Source organism: Serratia sp. 22264, assembly GCF_052045345.1.
Classification (GTDB): domain Bacteria; phylum Pseudomonadota; class Gammaproteobacteria; order Enterobacterales; family Enterobacteriaceae; genus Serratia; species Serratia plymuthica.
Genome location: NZ_JBQEOY010000007.1, coordinates 217106 through 235086 on the forward strand (window position 1 = coordinate 217106; position 17981 = coordinate 235086).

General features: G+C 54.6%; 13 protein-coding genes. 5 read left to right on the forward strand and 8 right to left on the reverse strand.

What is annotated here, in order from left to right; genetic code table 11:
- Positions 1-125: 125 nt before the first annotated feature.
- The 3 genes from ACTJJ1_RS21420 to ACTJJ1_RS21430 all read right to left on the reverse strand — a co-directional run bounded on the left by ACTJJ1_RS21420 (position 126) and on the right by ACTJJ1_RS21430 (position 2014).
- Positions 126-617 carry a hypothetical protein gene (locus tag ACTJJ1_RS21420; protein WP_020457656.1) on the reverse strand — a complete coding sequence of 164 codons (492 nt, stop codon included), beginning with the start codon at positions 615-617 and terminating at the stop codon, positions 126-128.
- The gene (locus tag ACTJJ1_RS21425; protein ID WP_440835204.1) at positions 589-1365 is read right to left on the reverse strand and encodes a winged helix-turn-helix domain-containing protein; all 777 of its coding nucleotides are present in this window, start codon (positions 1363-1365) and stop codon (positions 589-591) included. The genes ACTJJ1_RS21420 and ACTJJ1_RS21425 overlap by 29 nt, the downstream gene beginning before the upstream one ends.
- 478 nt (positions 1366-1843) lie before the next feature.
- Positions 1844-2014, reverse strand: a complete 171-nt coding sequence (locus tag ACTJJ1_RS21430; protein WP_440835206.1) for a hypothetical protein — start codon at positions 2012-2014, stop codon at positions 1844-1846.
- Between the two features lie 501 nt (positions 2015-2515).
- On the opposite strand from ACTJJ1_RS21430, the gene ACTJJ1_RS21435 reads away from it, so the two are divergent.
- Both ACTJJ1_RS21435 and ACTJJ1_RS21440 read left to right on the forward strand, forming a co-directional pair.
- Positions 2516-3925: a filamentous hemagglutinin N-terminal domain-containing protein gene (locus ACTJJ1_RS21435; protein WP_440835208.1), complete on the forward strand. Its 1410-nt coding sequence runs from the start codon at positions 2516-2518 to the stop codon at positions 3923-3925.
- A gap of 57 nt (positions 3926-3982) precedes the next feature.
- Positions 3983-5635: a ShlB/FhaC/HecB family hemolysin secretion/activation protein gene (locus ACTJJ1_RS21440; protein WP_110605952.1), complete on the forward strand. Its 1653-nt coding sequence runs from the start codon at positions 3983-3985 to the stop codon at positions 5633-5635.
- Between the two features lie 77 nt (positions 5636-5712).
- On the opposite strand, the gene ACTJJ1_RS21445 is transcribed toward ACTJJ1_RS21440, so the two are convergent.
- Positions 5713-6285 (reverse strand): DinB family protein, encoded by a 573-nt coding sequence (locus ACTJJ1_RS21445; protein ID WP_004951642.1) that lies wholly within the window; start codon positions 6283-6285, stop codon positions 5713-5715.
- Between the two features lie 128 nt (positions 6286-6413).
- Positions 6414-7178: an AraC family transcriptional regulator gene (locus tag ACTJJ1_RS21450; RefSeq protein WP_440835211.1), complete on the reverse strand. Its 765-nt coding sequence runs from the start codon at positions 7176-7178 to the stop codon at positions 6414-6416.
- A gap of 73 nt (positions 7179-7251) precedes the next feature.
- On the opposite strand from ACTJJ1_RS21450, the gene ACTJJ1_RS21455 reads away from it, so the two are divergent.
- From ACTJJ1_RS21455 to ACTJJ1_RS21465, 3 genes are all read left to right on the forward strand, one after another.
- On the forward strand, positions 7252-7899 hold the full coding sequence (locus tag ACTJJ1_RS21455) for a hypothetical protein (RefSeq protein WP_004951649.1): 648 nt from the start codon (positions 7252-7254) through the stop codon (positions 7897-7899).
- Between the two features lie 161 nt (positions 7900-8060).
- Complete coding sequence (locus tag ACTJJ1_RS21460) at positions 8061-8555, forward strand: molybdopterin-dependent oxidoreductase (RefSeq protein WP_004951652.1); 495 nt, start codon at positions 8061-8063, stop codon at positions 8553-8555.
- On the forward strand, positions 8552-10336 hold the full coding sequence (locus ACTJJ1_RS21465; RefSeq protein ID WP_004951655.1) for an ATP-binding response regulator: 1785 nt from the start codon (positions 8552-8554) through the stop codon (positions 10334-10336). The genes ACTJJ1_RS21460 and ACTJJ1_RS21465 overlap by 4 nt, the downstream gene beginning before the upstream one ends.
- Here the strand turns inward: ACTJJ1_RS21465 and ACTJJ1_RS21470 are convergent.
- From ACTJJ1_RS21470 to ACTJJ1_RS21480, 3 genes are all read right to left on the reverse strand, one after another.
- Positions 10326-11177: a helix-turn-helix domain-containing protein gene (locus ACTJJ1_RS21470; protein ID WP_004951658.1), complete on the reverse strand. Its 852-nt coding sequence runs from the start codon at positions 11175-11177 to the stop codon at positions 10326-10328. The two genes, ACTJJ1_RS21465 and ACTJJ1_RS21470, sit on opposite strands and share 11 nt — an antisense overlap.
- Positions 11178-11652: 475 nt before the next feature.
- Positions 11653-14742, reverse strand: a complete 3090-nt coding sequence (locus ACTJJ1_RS21475; protein ID WP_440835214.1) for an autotransporter outer membrane beta-barrel domain-containing protein — start codon at positions 14740-14742, stop codon at positions 11653-11655.
- 69 nt (positions 14743-14811) lie between these two features.
- Positions 14812-17910 carry an autotransporter outer membrane beta-barrel domain-containing protein gene (locus ACTJJ1_RS21480; protein ID WP_440835216.1) on the reverse strand — a complete coding sequence of 1033 codons (3099 nt, stop codon included), beginning with the start codon at positions 17908-17910 and terminating at the stop codon, positions 14812-14814.
- Positions 17911-17981 lie beyond the last annotated feature (71 nt).

Sequence of the window (17981 nt, forward strand, 5' to 3'; positions counted from 1 at the left end):
TTGTATAAGAATTTTCGCCATAACCAGGCTTACAGATAACATCACCCACTCATTTTCTCCTGCGAAAACCCCATAATAGCGTCGAGGACACACTACCGAACGCTATTATGGGACAATTGCTGCATTCAGGTTTTGGTGCAGATGAAAACAGGGGCGCGGTTTTCGCTAAAGACATAGTTTTTTGTATCCAACTTCTCTATCTTCAGTAAAAAATACTTGCTGTTTATGACCGGCACTGCCTGGCCCACATCATCCTGTCCGGCATTATCCGCTGGCTGTTTTTTCATATCTCTGACGGTAAAGTAGTAATAACCGCTTCGATACTTGTAATCAGCCTCGATTATCCGTGACAGCGTGTAGCTTCCCTTCGCGCCGTTAGCATGCCCGTTAATCACAAAGGTCGCCTCACGAAAACCGGAGGACACCAAGTTGACCAGTATAATGCTTTCTTTCTTTTCCCCGTCAATGGGCCTGATGCTCTTAACCACCGCTTTACACTCCGGCACGGTGTGAGAGCCAAACATCAAGTAGAACATGCCCGCGATGATCACTATGGATAAGACCGAGACCGCGATGCAGATATTCTTCTTATAATTGCCTTTTTTCAATAATCTCATGGGTATTTTCACACTGAGCTTCAACCCCCTCTAACCGTGAGGCGGGGCAGTAAGACAAAAAAGATATGTCATTATTCATGCCTGCCCTGCTGACCAACATTTTGGTGTTAAAATAATAAATGGTTGCAGGCACTTTGCAGTTAAACCTTGCCGTTTCAATCAGTGGCTTTATTTTTTCCAGCTCATCATCGGTATGTTTGACATAGTGTGACGTAGTTAAGACTTCGACGGAACAGTGGTCTATCTTACCAATTTCACTGTGTTTAACGGGCTGATATCGATCAAAAAAAGGGTAAGCCGCAACCATAAGGATCGCCATAGCCGCCAACACCAGCGATACCAAGCTGGCAGGTTTCCACTGTATCGCTGCCGCAGGTGCCGGCAAGTCCCTGCTCACCGAACTCAGCGAGCTCTCTCCATCAACAGTATTCACTTCATCGGCAGAAAACATAAACCCTTGCCGGGGCACGGTGACAATAATCTCACTTTCGCCAAATGAATTGAATATCTTCCTGATCATCGAAATATAGTTATTCAGGTTGCTGTGCGAAGAGGATTTCCCATACTCATCCCAACCATTGGAGAGAAGAAACTCCCTGGTCAGCAACAGATTGTTATTTTTCACCAATAGCGACAATACCCTGCACAATGTTGCAGTAAGCATAACGGGCTCGATGGTATCATCCAGCAACTCTATCGAAGACTTATCTTCATGGAAGATAATCCGTTTATTGATTATAAATTTCATTTATCCACTTTCATTCCATATAAAGCACTGTAAATAAATAAAAATAGTGTCGCAATCATATTCAAAAAAACGAATTAAGAAAATTCTTAGAAAACAATACTACAACAAAAGAATCAAGGGTGTCCAAGGGTATTGACAGAACAGCACGGCTCCACATAAATGTTCCAAACACCGGTTGGCGCAAAAATAATCCTTATGCCATGAATTAAAAGGATTTTCCCCTTCATGATGCTCTTTTGAGGGTAAGCAAACTGCCCATTGGCGCACGCTGCTGATGTTATACTGTGTTATTGATCGTTACATGGGTGTTTCCACATTGTTGCAGGCGCCATCTGAATGCCATGCTAACTCCGGGTTTCAAGAGAACGATTCGCCTCGGCTGCGAAATGGCACGGCAATATGGCGCAGAATCCTCCGCCCCTGACCCAGGTCGATTACACCAAAACCCGCGCGCAATCCCTGGCTCAAGGGTTGCACATCAAGCCATCGGCGCTTCTGTGTCTTCTTGCGAAAAATCCAACATTTTTCCCGCATCGATTAATGCTTGCCTGATTTCTGCATAAATAAAAAAGAAAACGTTCTTCGGTTGGAATAGTTTCGGTAAATAGATACTCTCAGCAATAAGTGCTGCATGGATATTCTTACCCATGTAGTACCCCTAAAAATTTTAAGCGATCTTATCATCAAAATATCATTCAAGCCTAATGTTAATATTTTTTGTCACTGGATGCATCACTTCCCCCCCAGACAGTGACAAAACAATTACACCTGCATGCTCAATCATCCTGACAAACGAGAAAAAGCCTGTCTGGCCTAAAAAACACCCTCTTAATTCTGGATGCTTTTCACAGACAGATAAACCAGAAATATAAATATATATCTATAACATACACAAAGTGAAATAAACTTATAATTAATTAGTTTTCAACCCAGAGCAAACAAAATAAACACCAAAAAAACTCATCAATCCAGCACAATAATTCGATTACAAGATAACAATTACCATAATATTTCGCTAGGTAATCCTGCATGCTATTTTATTGATTATGGGCTCATAAATTTAATTGGCGCTATTTACATGTTGATATGCAAGCGCGTCGCTGAAACCGGATCAGTATTATAAATACCCTTATATTTATGGAGTAATAAAATGAAAAAGGTATTACCAAGGAAAATATCCTGCCTTTCGGCAATGATTATGCTGTGTGTTAGCGTCGGCTCCGCCTTTGCTGACACCTCCATTGTGCCGGTTGGCGGCAACGTTAACCTCACTGCCAATAATGTGCCGGTAGTGAATATCAATCAACCAGGTCAAGATGGCGTATCGCATAACCAATACAGCCAGTTTGACGTGGGTAGCCAGGGCGCAGTATTGAACAATGCGCAAGGCAGCGCGCAAAGCCAACTGGCCGGCGCCATCAATGCCAACCCCAACCTGAGCGCAGGTGCCGCGAAGGTGATTCTTAACGAAATCAATTCCAGCGACAAAACGCTGCTGAATGGGATGATCGAAGTCGCCGGTCAGAAAGCGGACGTTATCGTCGCCAACCGTTCCGGCATTACCTGTAACGGTTGCGGATTTATCAATACCGGGACCGGGGTACTGACCACCGGCAAGCTGCAGTTCAAAGACAAACAGTTCACCGGCTATAACGTTACCGACGGCACGATAACCTTCGAAGGCAAAGGGTTGCAGAAGGGCGATGTGGACTACACCGCCGTGATTGCCCGTGCTGAGAATATCAATGCCGCAGTGCAAGCCAAAAGCCTGCTGGTGCTGGCGGGCAAAAAGACCGTTACCGCCGATCTGACGCGCTACACCGATCTGGAAAACAAAGAGCAATCACCAGAAGTGTTGGTCGATGTCTCCCAACTCGGCGGCATGTACGCCGGTAAAATCAACCTGATCGCCAATGAAAACGGTGTTGGCGTCAATAACAACCCGCAAATCAGCCTGAGAAACAAGGGTGAACTCATCACTGATGGCGATAATTTGATCCTGACGGCAGCGAGCGTTGTAAACCAGGGAAAAATTACCTCAGGTGCCAGTGCAGCGATACAAACCACAGCGCTGAACAATAGCGGTGACATAAAAGTCAACGATGTGGCGTATATCAATACCACCTCGCTTCAAAATGAGAAAAATATCAGCTCCAATAATGAATTAAGCATTAACTCCACCTCTCTGGCGAACAAAGTCGGTGGAAATATCACCTCTCATCAGGGCGGAATGATGTTGAATAGCACCTCATTCTCTAATGATGGAAATATTTCCGCACGCGGCAACATCGTTCAGTCGGGCACGTCTTTTTCCAATAGCGGTAGCCTGACATCCGCTCAAGGGGGGATCACGTCATCAGGCACCTCTTTTTATAACACTGGAAATATCAGCGCATATAATAATATTACCCGGACAGGAACGTCCTTCGGTAATAGCGGAAAAATGGTGTCAACCCAGGGTTCCGTATTCAACAATGGTAGAGATATCAATAAACCTGTTGTTGTCTCCCCACCACAGCAGAACCCATGGTGGTCATCCTGGTGGTACCCACTCTGGTAACATTATTCCTCCGCCGCTTGGCGGAGGTTTTTCCCCGCTCCGATGCCAAAATTGACTATGAAAAAAAACATCCCATTGCTGCTGAGCCTCCTGCTTACAGGGGTTGCCCATGCCGGTAATCTGTTATCCACATTGGAACAACAGACTGTCAGCCAGGAAAATAGCGAGCGGAATATCCAGAACAAGCTGCAACCTGGCGCTCCCACCGTATTCACCCAGCCGAGCGACACGCGCCAAGAGGCGCTCTTCTACCCGCAGGAAAGCCCGTGTCTGAAGATCCGTAAGGTGCAAATTGAAAGTGGTGAAATACGCCCAATCCCCGCCATTAGGCAATTGGCCAAGAGCGCCGAACACCAGTGTCTGGGCGCAACAGGAATAAGCAACCTGCAGAAGGCCATACAAAATCAGTTGATCGGCGAAGGGCTGATCACTTCACGTGCGGCAGTGAAAACCTATCAGGCCAAAGAAGAGACTCTCACCCTTTCTCTGATTTATGGCCGCGTCAACAGCATCAAGCTGAGTGACGACAGCAGCGGGCATTTCAATCTGGCCAGCGTTTTTCCGCTTAAAGCCGGCGACATACTCAATATCCGCAACGTTGAACAAGGGTTGGAAAACATCAACACCCTCCCCGGTACGCTGTCTGACATCCGTATTGCCCCCAGCCAAACGCCGGGAGAAAGTAAAATTGAAGTGCTGCGCAAACAAGCGAAATACTGGCAGTTAGCATCCTGGGTCGATAACTCTGGCACCAAGGCTACTGGCCGCTATCAGGGTGGTGCCGCGCTTTTCCTCAATAATCTGACCTCGCTTAACGATACCCTTTACGCATCATACTCCCAGAATATTGAGAGATCTGACACTCGCGGCAACAGTTCACACGCAATATCCTACTCCCTTCCCTATGGGTTCTGGTCAGTAGACCTGTTTGCGGGTAAGAGTAAATATCATCAGGGTATTCCCGGCTATGCTGTTGACTACCAATATAAGGGTCAATCAGAAAGCCTCAGCCTGCAAATTGGCCGAACGGTATCACGCGGTGCTCGGTACAAAACCACGCTCAATGCGCAATTATTGGAACGGGATTATCATTATTTTATTAATGACACGGAAATAGACCTTCAGCGTAAACGCTTAACCAATATAAAAATTGGCGCCAAACACTTGCACTATATCGATGATGCAAGGGTTTCGTTATCGCTGGATCTTTTGAAAAATATGCAATGGTTCCAGGCTGATCATCTCGATGGTGCCTATAACTTAAGCAGCCACATTATTAAAGCCGAAGCCGGCGTAGTTAACCCCTTCATGCTGTCCGACCTTTCCATGGATTATAGGGGCGGCTTAACGCTGCAACTCGCCAACTATGACTTGCCTATACAGGACAAGTTAGGCATTGGGAGCCGTACTACCGTGAGGGGATTTGATGGCGAGCGTAACTTGTTCGGCAATAAAGGTCTCTACTGGCAAAATACGATAGCCTGGTACCTAAGTTCAGTCCCGATACAACCCTATGTTGGCATGGATTATGGCTATGTCATGCAGAGCGAGAACGCTATTGGGCATAAATTGGCAGGCGGTATCGCGGGCGTAAGAATTGAAAAATGGAATACCAGCCTCGATACCTTCATCGGTACACCGCTCTATAAACCCCATGGCTTCGCTACCAGTTCAATGAATATCGGTTTTTCACTGGTATGGCGATATTAATGATAGAGATGAGGTCAGGCGCTTCAACACCCTGACCTTTTTATATCTATTCGGAGATGTCAAAAACCGGGGCCGGCTTAACGGGCCTGGTTGAAATGATCCCTGATAAACACCGGCAGGTCGTTTGACGGCGGCGTAAAGGGCACCTGGTACATCATGTCGCCGACAAAGCCCCGGTGATAGGTAGCGTGATTTACCAGGTGCAGCACGATTTCCTCCTGCGTCATCACGCCTTCACCGCCACCGACAAACTCGAAATGAACGGCTTTCGTCAGATCCTCGTTTGACCAGCTATCCACCAGATCGATATACCAGCGGTCCATTTCCTGCACCGCTTGCCACAACGTCTCCAGCGCCGGTGTCTGCTCGGTATTGCGCGCGGTATAGCCGTGCTTTTTCCCCTGCAGATGGTGCCTGAAGATATCGTCCACCACGTAGGTATGGTTTAACGTGTGTACCATATTGCCAAACCGCGTCGGGCGCTGTTTCAGGGCTTCGCCCTCCGGCAAGGACCTGACGTTGCTGAACGTCAATGCATCCGCCCAGGCTTTGTAACGCACCAGCATTTTCAACGTGTTGAGGGCCGAGGCCGTCGGCGCTGTCTGAACGGCCGTTTCACTGAGAAGCGAGTTATTCGTAACCACTGACATGCTGTGAACTCCTGATTTCAACATTTAACGTTTTTAAAAAGCGTTGATTACCCTGTATCAGTCACCTGATTGTGCATTAAAAAAACCAGGTTGCATCGGCACCTGGCTCTTTTATTTTGTCACTGTAATTACATGCCATTTTTTACTGAGCTCGGGGGCACGCCATATTTGGCGGAAAATGCCCGCGAAAACGCCTCCACGCTGCCAAACCCAACCTGATAAGCCACCTGCTTGACGCTTCGCCCCGACATCAGCGCTTTTCTGCCCAGCGTTAAACGCCATGCCGTGAGATAGGCACCCGGCGTTTCCCCCACAACCGTGCCGAATCGCTCGATAAAATGGCTGCGCGACATGCCGGCGATCTGCGCCAACCGTTCAACCGACCATTTGCAGGCCGGCTCGTCATGCATGGCGACCAGGCTGCGGTGCAGGGTGGGATGGGCCAGCCCGGCCAACATGCCGGCTTTCACCGCACCGGCGGCAATAGCGCGCCTGATGACCAGCACAATGATGACTTCGCACAATCGGTCCTGCACCGACACCGTTCCACAACGGGGGGATTGCGCTTCGCCAATAAACAAATCGGCCACGCCCTGCAGCGCCGGCGTATCCGCCAGCAAGAAATCCATTCTGTCGGGCAAGGTGCCGACCAGCGGGTTCAGCTCGCCGGAAAAGTCGACGCCGGCGCTGACGATGACTGCAAACTCACCTTCCGGCGGCGGCCCACCGGCGACGTTAAAACGGATATGCGACGCCCCTTCTCCCACCTCACGCGCAGCGACGTAGAGGTTGGCAGAGTCTGTCGGGCCGGAAAGCACCCTGGCTTTCAGATCAAATGCCCGGAGAAAGGCGGCCAGCCGGTCATGCTTGTGCATATTTGTACTATTCATCATGAAGTTTGGACATTATCCGTCAGAAAGTACGCTAGTTTGCAGGCAACCGTCAAAACCTCATGGAGCCCCCCACATGCACATCGCGTTACTGCATACCTTTGAAACCAATATTGCGCTATTTACTCAGGCCGCGTCCCGGCTCGGCTTGCCCGCAGATTCACTGGTGCACGCCGTTCGTGCCGATCTGCGTGCCGCCGCGGAAGCGGGAGCGCCAGACCTGGAACAACAGGTCTGCGCCGCACTTGAAACACTCGGCCAAGCTGCCGATGTGGTGGTGCTGACCTGTTCCACGCTCTCCGGCGCCGCCAGAGCGCTCGCCGCAACCTCGCCGGTCCCGATACTCAGAGCGGACTATGTGCTGGCGCAAAGGGCGTTGCAGGCAAGTGATTCGATAGTGGCCCTGTGCGCCACCGAAGCCTCGGCGCTGTATACGCAACGGTTGTTTGAAGAAGCAGGCAAGCGCGCCGCCCAAAGGGTTGAAGCCCGGGTTGTCCCGGACTGTGGCTTGCAGTTGCAACGCGGTAATACCCAAGCGGCCCTGCGGCTGACCGCATTGGCCGCCGAACAGGCCAGCCAACAAGGGGCCACCGACGTGGTGCTGATGCATCCGTGGATGGAAGGGGCGTTAGCCACGATCGCAACCGACCGGGTTCCCCTGTCCAGCGCTTCGGTTAGCCTGTCGGCCGCATTGAATATTCTCCGAGCCGCCTCTGCCGACTAAACCCGGCACCCGTTCCTCTATCAGACCGGGGTCATGCCCCGGCCTGCTTAATTTCACTTCCTTTCCTCTTCCCTCCGGCACAACCCTGTATTTTCTGCCATGATTTTGCCTGTTAAATTAGCAGGCCTTATGCAGACTTCCGCTACTTCTGGAGAACACCGATGCTGTTCACTTTTTTTAAAAACGCCGCGTGGGCATTTTTTGCGCTGGTCATCGTTCAATCCAGCGCGCTAAGTTTCACTCTGGAAGTGACGGGCAATATCGAAAACGCCACCGACCCGGCAAAAAAAAGTTATCTGTTTACCGATAAACAACTGTTGGCGATGCCGGTGCACAGCATCACCACCTCAACTTCCTGGACGCCGCAAAGAAAGTTCGAAGGGGTGGCCGTGGCGGATATTTTGGCGCGCGTGGGGGCCAAAGGCAGCACGCTGACGTTTCATGCGCTGAACGATTATTACATCGACGTGCCGCTGTCCGACGTCGAGAATTACCATATAATTTTGGCCTACAAGATGGACGGCGAAATGCTGAAGATCAGAAACTTCGGACCGCTGTTTTTGGTTTATCCAAGGGACGCCGCAGGGCCTGAGTTAAATTCCCCGCTCTACAACTCGCGCTTTATCTGGCAAGTGGACAGGATAGTGATTAAATGAAGCTCAAAGGATTTAAAAACGGCAGCAGGCTGGCGATCCCAGCGATTTTCGCCGCGCTTTTTTTGGTTGCCTCCACGGTAACGCTGTATTACTACAGCGCCACCCTGTCAAAGAAAGGGCTGTATGCCATTGCCGGCACTCAGGAAAATTACTCCTGGTCGATCGCCAAATTCGCCATCAAGCTGGCCGAATTTGAAACCCTGGTCGAACAGCAGAAAAACGCGCAGCAGGTGGATAGCGAAGATCTCAGGCTTAAATTTGAAATCCTTTATTCCCGCTTTTACGTACTGGAAACGGTATCCGAATCCACGCAGCCGCTGTATGCCGAACCGGGTTACCCTGAAGTGGTCACCCAAATGCGTCGGCAAATGGATCGGATTGATACTTTGCTGAATAGCCCGACGATTGATTTCACCCGCATTTCTCAGGCCATGAAACAAATCAAGCCTTACTCGATTGAGATGGCCAACCTGACCGATCACGCCGAAGTGAAGCAGCGTACCGCCGCCTATGAAGACTATATCGAAAAGCGGCACATCATTTTTTATGGTCTGGTGATCGTGATGTTCTCGGTGATCGCCCTGATTGCCATCACCCTGATTGTGTTGCGCCAGCAGCGTCTGACCATCCGGCAACAGGCCAAAGCGATTGAGGCGGAGAAAGCCACGCGCACCAAAAATGCCTTTCTCGGGGCCATCGGCCACGAGTTGCGTACCTCGTTGCAAAGCATCATGTCCGCCATTGACGTGTTGGTGAATACTAAAGTGTCGGCCGAACATGCGGATACCTTCCAGCGGCTGGAAACCGCCGCGCAGCAGGTTGAAAGCCAGATGAAGGACCTGACCGATTATGCCCATCTGGACAGCGGCATGATGGAATTGCGCATAGTGCCGTTCGACGCCCAACGGTTGATCGATGAAACGGCGAATGAAATCACCACGCTGAGCCAGAAAGATCGGGTCACGCTGTTGTGCGAGGTTGAGTGCGGCCACCAGCAAATACATTCCGATCCGTTGCGTATCAGGCAGATCATCGTCAACCTGCTGACCAACGCCTACAAATACACCGAAAGCGGCACCATCACGCTGCACAGTTGCCTGCGGCGGCAGCCTACCGGCAGCGCGTTGATTATCGAGGTCACCGACACCGGTATCGGCATCGAAAAAGAGATGCTCGACCAGATATTCAGGCCCTTTACCCAACTTGATCAGTCGCACACCCGGCAGTATGGCGGCGTCGGCATGGGGTTGGCGATTGTGCACGGGCTGGTGACGCTGCTCAACGGCACCATTACCGTCTACAGCGAAATCAAAAAAGGCAGCACCTTTATCGTCAGCATCCCTGTCGAGATCGGCGATGAAGAAGAACCAGGTGCTATACCGGCGCAGCACCACGGCCTGGTGCAGAAGCAGCAGCATATTCTGGTGGTGGATGACAATAAGTCGGTGAGCGACGCCTTTGCGGCGCTGTTGGACAAACTGGGTTACCGGCACGAGCTGTGCAACTCGCCTGAACGGGCGCTGCAAAAGCTGTTTCGGCGCCCTTACGACGCGCTGCTGCTGGACCTGCAAATGCCCGGCATCGATGGCGCCGCGCTGGCCAAACAGCTGCGCAGCCGCCGCGGCCCCAACCGCCAGGTGCCGATTATCGGCATCAGCGCCTACACCCCGGAACAACTGTCTGCCGAACAGCGGGCGCTGTTCGATAACTATTTAATGAAGCCGGTGCGGTTAGACGCGCTGTCCACCGCCTTGGCTTCGCTGTTCACCGCTAAAGATTAAAGCACCGCAACAAAGCGGCTTCGATGACGTGAAGCCGCACCGGTTTTTCATAGGGGCCGAGCACGTCATAGTCACGCATCGCTTTAGCGATTTCCGACTCACGCAGATCGGTGCCCAACTGGCCGGTTAGTACCAACACCGGCGCATCCGGGTTGTCGGAGCTGCGAATGGTTTCAATGCATTTATCCGCCGTTTCCTCGCCGATCAACCAGTCGACCACATAACCGTCGAACAGGCTTTGTTGCAGCGCCTGGCAAAAACTGCTGACGTCGTAGAAAGCCACCGCCGTGAAGCCGCAGCCATCGAGGTATTTCGCCAACTCATCCGCCGCCTGGTGCGAATCATCCAGCACCGCAATGCTCAAACGCTCATCATCGGTATGGCTCGGGCGGATCTCGATCAATTCAACCCAGAAGCGTTTGCCCAACGGCGCATCGTCCGCCCGATAAATCTGCCATTGCTGGTCCGGCTTCAGCGCCACGAACTCCGCCTGTCGCCCGGCCGGCAGTTCATCGCCGATATGACCGACGCAGGGAATTTCCGCACCGGCCACAAAAAAGATGGCATCCTGCGCCATAGTTTGCGCCGACGTCTCCTGTTCCGCCCCCATGTCCGCGATAGCCGCCGGTGTTTCCCCCAGTGCAGCGGCCACGCTGTTGATCTGTTCCAGCGTCCAGGGGCTTTGCCCTTTCAGTTTTCGATGCGCGTGCGAAAAACTCAGATCCAGAATGCGGCTAAGCTCTTTTGCATGCTGCCGCTTGCCAATGCCGTAATGCAACAACAGTTCCCTGACCCGGTTTGCAATCGACAACGAATCGAATTTGTGATGATTGTTATCCATTTTTCCCTTCGATTTTTATGCTTATTTATTAGTTGTTTTAATTATGAATTATGAAGAAGCATGCTCAAAACATTGCATACCATGCAATCTTAATTTAAAAACGTTGCTTGACATACCATGTTCTATGGTCAAACATGGTATCAAAAGACACATACAGCAATACACTATAAAAAATAATACTAGAACCACTTTTGATAATAACCATAATAACACCAGGGAAAATTAGTTCCGATTGCCGCTGCTGAAGGATGTATGCATTCACTCAGTCTGTAAGCAAACCGGAATTTGAGCCGTAGCGCTAATCTGTTTTACCCACTTTTGAGCCGGGATCCGCAAGGGTCCCGGCTTTTTATTGCCGTTTTTTCGCCAAACTGCGCGATGCATCATACGGACAGCTTCCCTTGCCGTCACGGTTACCCGACCCCAATAAAAACGGGGCCAGCAAGCTGGCCCCGTGTCTTTCAGGCAAGAAGCGTTAAAAACGCCAGGTAAAACCGGCGTTGACGCTGTTGTCCTGATGGTTTTGCGACAGCAGGCCGCCGTAGCCCAGCGACAGCGTGGCATTTTTGTTCACCGCCACTTCCGCGCTGGCCTTCAACACCGCACCGTCACGCGATGCCGACACGCTGTTCACCACGAACGGCGAATTGCCGCCGTTGAAGCGCAACCCGGTGCCGCGATCCAGATCGCCGTACTGATGCTGCCAGCCCAGTTCGCTGCGCAGCGCTACCGCCGTCGTTTTGCTCGCCTGCCACTCGGTATCGGCCCGCAGCCCCAGCGTCGAGACGGTGGCATCGGTGTGCTGCTTGTCGCCATGCAGCGCCGCCGCGCCGCCGTCTTCAGAGATACCGTTGTTCTGGAAGTTGATGTACGCCAGGTTGGCGAACGGCTCCAGATTCACCCAACCGGCCTTCACGCTGTAACCCGCTTCGGCAAACACCTGCTCGGTGCGCGCGCTGTACTTCGCGGTTTCGCGATCCGACTGCGCGCCGTAATTGACCGAGCGTGAGGTATCGATACGGTGCCAGGTGTAGGCACCGCCGGCGCGCAGCGCCAGCTCACCGAACTGTTTGCCGCCGTACACCGCCAGGTGGTAGTTGTCGCTGTCGGCGTTCGAGCCGTAGCCACCGTCCAGCGAAGTGCGCGTGTAACCGGTCGCGACGCCCAATCGCCCGTCGTCTGCCAATGCCGAGTCCAGCCCCAGCAGCACCCCGTAGGTCGAGGCCTGGTAGCCGGTGGCGTTGGCATCCCCCGACGCATGGTCCCAGGCACCCAGCAGCTGCGCCCAGGCACCGCCTTCGTCGGACTTGATGTCCGGCGCAGTCGCCAGCCCTTCCGCCTGCCGCAGGCGGCCGTTGAGCGCCTCACGCAGGTAGCGGCTGTCGTTGACCTGCGCCGACGCGATATCCGCGTGGATCTGCCCGGACAACTGACGGAACGCCTGCCGCGCTTCCCCTGCCGAACCGGCGTTGAGGATGCTCTCGTACACCGGGTTGCCCGCCGCCAGCGCATCCGCCGCCGCCGCCACCGCACGCTCGTTGTGCGTTTGCGCCACGCTGGCGAAAGAGGTGTCATTACGACCGACGTTCAGCGTCACCTGATTCGGCTGATAGCTCAGCCCGGTACCCAGGAACAGATAATTTGGTGCCACCGCGTCAAACTGCCCGCTGACGCCCTGATCCGCCGTCAGGATGTTGTACTGCTGGCCGAGCAGACTGCGCACTTCGCTTTGCGATAACAGGTTAGGGCTGTTCTCCAGCGAGACCGCCACCTCACCGCCGCCGATCGTCGCCGATCCGCCGCTGTGGATCCGATCGCTCTGGCCGTTCGGCGCCACTTCCACCGCATAACGCGAACCCGGTTCGAAGCTGACGTTGTTGGCCACGTTGAGCGTGCCGATCGAATTGCCCGGCGCCACGGTGCCGCCACGGCGGGCGGTCAACGCACCGACGCTGCCGGAGCCGCCCAAAATACCGGCGTTCTGCACCGTCACCGCCGAGGTGACCGAACCGTTGATTGCCAACACGCCATGATTAACCAACGTCGGGCCGGCGTAGGTGTTGGCCCCGGTCAGCACCAGCGCGCCCGCCCCCTCTTTGATCAGGCCGCCGTGGCCGGAAATGTTATTTGAGTACACTTCCCACCCACAGTGGAAGTCATCACAAATGCGCGCATGCAACGTGCCTTGATCGACCTCCGCCCCCAGACCTGGAATATTGGCGACAAACTGCGTTGAACCGTAAGCCACGCCGGCCGGATCGGGAATACGGAACTCCTGCGGAATATCTTCAAGGGTATAGAACATCCCAGGCCCATTAATCGCTTTGCCCAGGTTGATCATCCCCCAGCCGTACAGCGCATCGATACCCGGCGCGCCCATATCGGTGGCGGTGGTTTTCAGCACGTCGGCAATTTGCGCCGACGTCATATACGGAAAACGCTGCAACAGCACCGCTACCGCGCCGGTCACGTGCGGCGTCGCCATTGAGGTACCGCTTTTAATGCCGTAGTCCGAGACCAATTGATTTGGATCTGAACCGTTAGCCACGGTGCTATAGATTTTACTGCCAGGAGCAGCAACGCAGAAACTGGCGGTATAGCCGCAGCGTGAAGAGAAGGTGCTGATGCTGTAGTCGCCGGTTTTCGTCGGATCCTGAATACTGGCAACCGACAACCAGTTAGGCGCAATATCCGGCACAAAATAGGCCAGGCCGCTGATCACATCCGGTTGGTTGTAGTTACCGTCGTTCCCGGCAGCAAACAGCACCAGAATGTTGTTACGGGCAGCGTCGATCGCCCCCTGATACCCCGCACCGGCCAGGCTGCCGAGCAGCGGTTTGACCTGATCAAACTGTTCCTGCGCATCTTTTAACTCGAAATGCAGGGCCTCGGGTTTACTGCCATTATCCGAAAGGAAGTCAGGGATACTGACACCCCAACTGTTGTTGATCACCCGTACGCCGTTGTTGATCATCGCCTGCCAACCTGCGTTGGTCACGCTGCCGTCCAACCCAAGGAACTCGCCGTAAGCCGGGCCATCATTGTCGTTGTCCACGCTGATGATCTGCGAATCAAAGGCAACGCCGTGCATGCCGATACCGTCGCGATTGGCTGCAGTGATACCCGCCACATGGACCCCGTGATTACTCAACAGGCCTTGCGACCCGCTGTAAAAATGGAAAGCGCCGTCGAAATAAAAATAATCGCCGGCCTTAATCCCCTCCCGATGCGGATCGGTATAGGCACGATAGCCTTCGGTAACCACATTGGTCAGCTTGCCGTCACCGGCAAACTCTGGATGCTTGTTTACCGGGGTATCGAAGATCCCCACCTTTTGCCCTTTGCCGGTATACCCCGCCGCATAGGCCTCATCGGCGTGGATCGCGCCCAGCCCCCAGTCAGCCTTGAATTCATCGCTTCGCCAACTGGCCGGATCGCCTGGGTTGCCGCCCACATCATGCGGGGCCGCCTGCGCCCCTCCCGCCGCCAGCATTGCGCACAGCAAGGCGTTCAGTTTCCAGGCTGGCGCCAATGCCGGTTTATTGTTTCCTGCAGATTGCTTCATTCCCTTATCCTTTTTGTTTTGCGTAAAACCGCTCCAGGCGGGGCGGCTGTTCCGTTGGTTTTTTTAAGATCAGAAATGCCAGGTAAAACCGGCGTTGACGCTGTTATCCTGGTGGTTTTGCGACAGCAGGCCGCCGTAACCCAGCGACAGCGTGGCGTTTTTGTTCACCGCCACTTCCGCGCTGGCCTTCAGCACCGCACCGTCACGCGATGCCGACACGCTGTTCACCACGAACGGCGAATTGCCGCCGTTGAACCGCAGCCCGGTGCCGCGATCCAGATCGCCGTACTGATGCTGCCAGCCCAGTTCGCTGCGCAGCGCTACCGCCGTCGTTTTGCTCGCCTGCCACTCGGTATCGGCCCGCAGCCCCAGCGTCGAGACGGTGGCATCGGTGTGCTGCTTGTCGCCATGCAGCGCTGCCGCGCCGCCGTCTTCAGATATGCCGTTGTTCTGGAAGTTGATGTACGCCAGGTTGGCGAACGGCTCCAGATTCACCCAACCGGCCTTCACGCTGTAACCTGCTTCGGCAAACACCTGCTCGGTGCGCGCACTGTACTTCGCGGTTTCGCGATCCGACTGCGTGCCGTAATTGACCGAGCGTGAGGTATCGATACGGTGCCAGGTGTAGGCACCGCCGGCGCGCAGCGCCAGCTCACCGAACTGTTTGCCGCCGTACACCGCCAGGTGGTAGTTGTCGCTGTCGGCGTTCGAGCCGTAGCCACCGTCCAGCGAAGTGCGCGTGTAACCGGTCGCGACGCCCAATCGCCCGTCGTCTGCCAATGCCGAGTCCAGCCCCAGCAGAACCCCGTAGGTCGAGGCCTGGTAGCCGGTGGCGTTGGCATCCCCCGACGCATGGTCCCAGGCACCCAGCAGCTGCGCCCAGGCACCGCCTTCGTCGGACTTGATGTCCGGCGCAGTCGCCAGCCCTTCCACCTGCCGCAGGCGGCCGTTGAGCGCCTCACGCAGGTAGCGGCTGTCGTTGACCTGCGCCGACGCGATATCCGCGTGGATCTGCCCGGACAACTGACGGAACGCCTGCCGCGCTTCCCCTGCCGAACCGGCGTTGAGGATGCTCTCGTACACCGGGTTGCCCGCCGCCAATGCATCCGCCGCCGCCGCCACCGCACGCTCGTTGTGCGTTTGCGCCACGCTGGCGAAGGAGGTGTCGTTGCGTTCGATGCTCAGCGTCACCTGATTAGGCTGATAGCTCAGCCCGGAGTCCAGGAAGGGGGAGAAGCTTGACGTTGAAGAAAACTGCCCGCTGACGCCCTGATCCGCCGTCAGGATGTTGTACTGCTGGCCAAGCAGGCTGCGCACTTCACTCTGCGATAACAGGTTAGGGCTGTTCTCCAGCGAGACCGCCACCCCACCGCCGCCGATCGTCGCCGATCCGCCGCTGTGGATCCGATCGCTCTGGCCGTTCGGCGCCACTTCCACCGCATAGCGCGAACCCGGTTCGAAGCTGACGTTGTTGGCCACGTTGAGCGTGCCGATCGAGTTGCCCGGCGCCACGGTGCCGCCACGGCGGGCGGTCAACGCACCGACGCTGCCGGAGCCGCCCAGAATACCGGCGTTCTGCACCGTCACCGCCGAGGTGACCGAACCGTTGATCGCCAGCAGACCCTCGTTAATCAGCGTCGGGCCGGCGTAGGTGTTGGCCCCGGTCAGCACCAAGGTACCAATACCCTGCTTGGTCAGGCCGCCGTGGCCTGAGATAGCATTGCTCCAGACATCCAGCCCGCAGTGAATATCGTCACACACCCGTTCGGTCGGTTTGCCCTTGTCCAGTACCGCGCCGATGCCCGGCAGATTCACCACAAACTGTTCGGGACCATAGGCACCACTGACGCGAAATTCCTCCGGAATGTCCTGTTCCGTGACGAACATGCCCGGACCGCGAATCGCTTTGCCCAGATCGATCATCCCCCAGCCAAACAGCGCATCGATACCCGGCGCGCCCATATCGACGGTGGTAGTCTTCAGTACCGAAGCGACCTGTGCGCCGGTCATGTACGGGAAGCGCTCCATCAGCACCGCAATGCTGCCAGCCACGTGCGGAGCCGCCATCGAGGTGCCGCTGTATTTGGCGTAACCCGTGGTCAGATTCTCCAGGCTGTTGCCTTCGATGATCGAGCTGTAGACTTTGCTGCCCGGCGCGGCAACGCAGAAGCTGGCGGTATAACCGCAGCGTGAAGAGAAGGTGCTGATACTGTAATCGCCGCTATTGTTCGGATCTTGCAGGCTGGCGACGGAAAGCCAGTTGGGGGCAATCTCCGGCACGAAATAGGCCAGGCCGGCCATCGCATCCGGATTATTCAGGTTGTAGTCATTGCCTGCGGCAAAAATGGTGACGATGCCGCTGCGTGCCGCATCGATAGCGCCCTGATAGGCACCGCCGGCTTTGGTGCCCAATATCTGTTTGATTTGATCGAACTGTTTCTGCGCGTCGGCGAGCGTGAAGTGAGGGTAAGCCGGATCCTTGCCACCTTCATCGAACTTCTCGGTGATGCCGATACCCCAACTGTTATTGATGATGCGCGCACCGCTGGCGATCAGCGCATCCCAACCGGCTTGGTATACCGCGCCGTCGTTGCCGAGAATGATGCCGTCTTCCGGCCCCGGGTCACCGTTTTCCGCGCTGATGATTTGCGCATTGAACGCCACGCCGTGCATTTCGCCGCCATCGCGGTTGCCGGCTGCGATACCGCCCACATGGGTGCCATGTGAGCCGAGCGTGCCGTCGGAATCCACGCTCGGCGTGCCGTCATAACGGAATGCGTCGCCTTTCTTCACCGGGATGTAAGGATCTGTGTACTCGCGGATGCCGGTCGTGACCAGGTTGATCACCTTGCCCGGGCTGGCGAATTCCGGATGTTGGGCATACACCGGCTGATCGAAAATACCGAGCTTAACGCCTTTTCCAGTATAACCGGCGGCGTAGGCCTGCTCTGCATGGATCGCCCCCAGGCCCCATTCAGCGTTGAATTCATTACTGCGCCAACTGGCCGGATCGCCCTGCCTGCCGCTCTCGACATAGGGTGCGGCCTGCGCTCCGCCGATCGCCGCCAGACATAAAAGCACTGCGCTCCATTGCGCACGATTCACGCCAATTTCAGGCCAGCCAAAGGCCGCCTGAACAGGCTTGACTCCTCTACGTTTACTTTCCATCCCAGATACCATCCATTGTTGTTTGCAAATGTTTTATTGGTTTTTTTGTGTAACAGTTTCGTAACACCAAA

Bases quoted from the DNA above. Each gene is read 5' to 3' on its own strand.
- ACTJJ1_RS21465 (WP_004951655.1), top strand. From the start codon at position 8,552: ATGAAGCTCAAAGGATTTAAAAACGGCAGCAGGCTGGCGATCCCAGCG.
- ACTJJ1_RS21430 (WP_440835206.1), bottom strand. From the start codon at position 2,014: ATGGGTAAGAATATCCATGCAGCACTTATTGCTGAGAGTATCTATTTA.
- ACTJJ1_RS21425 (WP_440835204.1), bottom strand. From the start codon at position 1,365: ATGAAATTTATAATCAATAAACGGATTATCTTCCATGAAGATAAGTCT.
- ACTJJ1_RS21440 (WP_110605952.1), top strand. From the start codon at position 3,983: ATGAAAAAAAACATCCCATTGCTGCTGAGCCTCCTGCTTACAGGGGTT.
- ACTJJ1_RS21475 (WP_440835214.1), bottom strand. From the start codon at position 14,742: ATGAAGCAATCTGCAGGAAACAATAAACCGGCATTGGCGCCAGCCTGG.
- ACTJJ1_RS21455 (WP_004951649.1), top strand. From the start codon at position 7,252: ATGCACATCGCGTTACTGCATACCTTTGAAACCAATATTGCGCTATTT.
- ACTJJ1_RS21445 (WP_004951642.1), bottom strand. From the start codon at position 6,285: ATGTCAGTGGTTACGAATAACTCGCTTCTCAGTGAAACGGCCGTTCAG.
- ACTJJ1_RS21435 (WP_440835208.1), top strand. From the start codon at position 2,516: ATGAAAAAGGTATTACCAAGGAAAATATCCTGCCTTTCGGCAATGATT.
- ACTJJ1_RS21470 (WP_004951658.1), bottom strand. From the start codon at position 11,177: ATGGATAACAATCATCACAAATTCGATTCGTTGTCGATTGCAAACCGG.
- ACTJJ1_RS21480 (WP_440835216.1), bottom strand. From the start codon at position 17,910: ATGGAAAGTAAACGTAGAGGAGTCAAGCCTGTTCAGGCGGCCTTTGGC.
- ACTJJ1_RS21460 (WP_004951652.1), top strand. From the start codon at position 8,061: ATGCTGTTCACTTTTTTTAAAAACGCCGCGTGGGCATTTTTTGCGCTG.
- ACTJJ1_RS21450 (WP_440835211.1), bottom strand. From the start codon at position 7,178: ATGATGAATAGTACAAATATGCACAAGCATGACCGGCTGGCCGCCTTT.
- ACTJJ1_RS21420 (WP_020457656.1), bottom strand. From the start codon at position 617: ATGAGATTATTGAAAAAAGGCAATTATAAGAAGAATATCTGCATCGCG.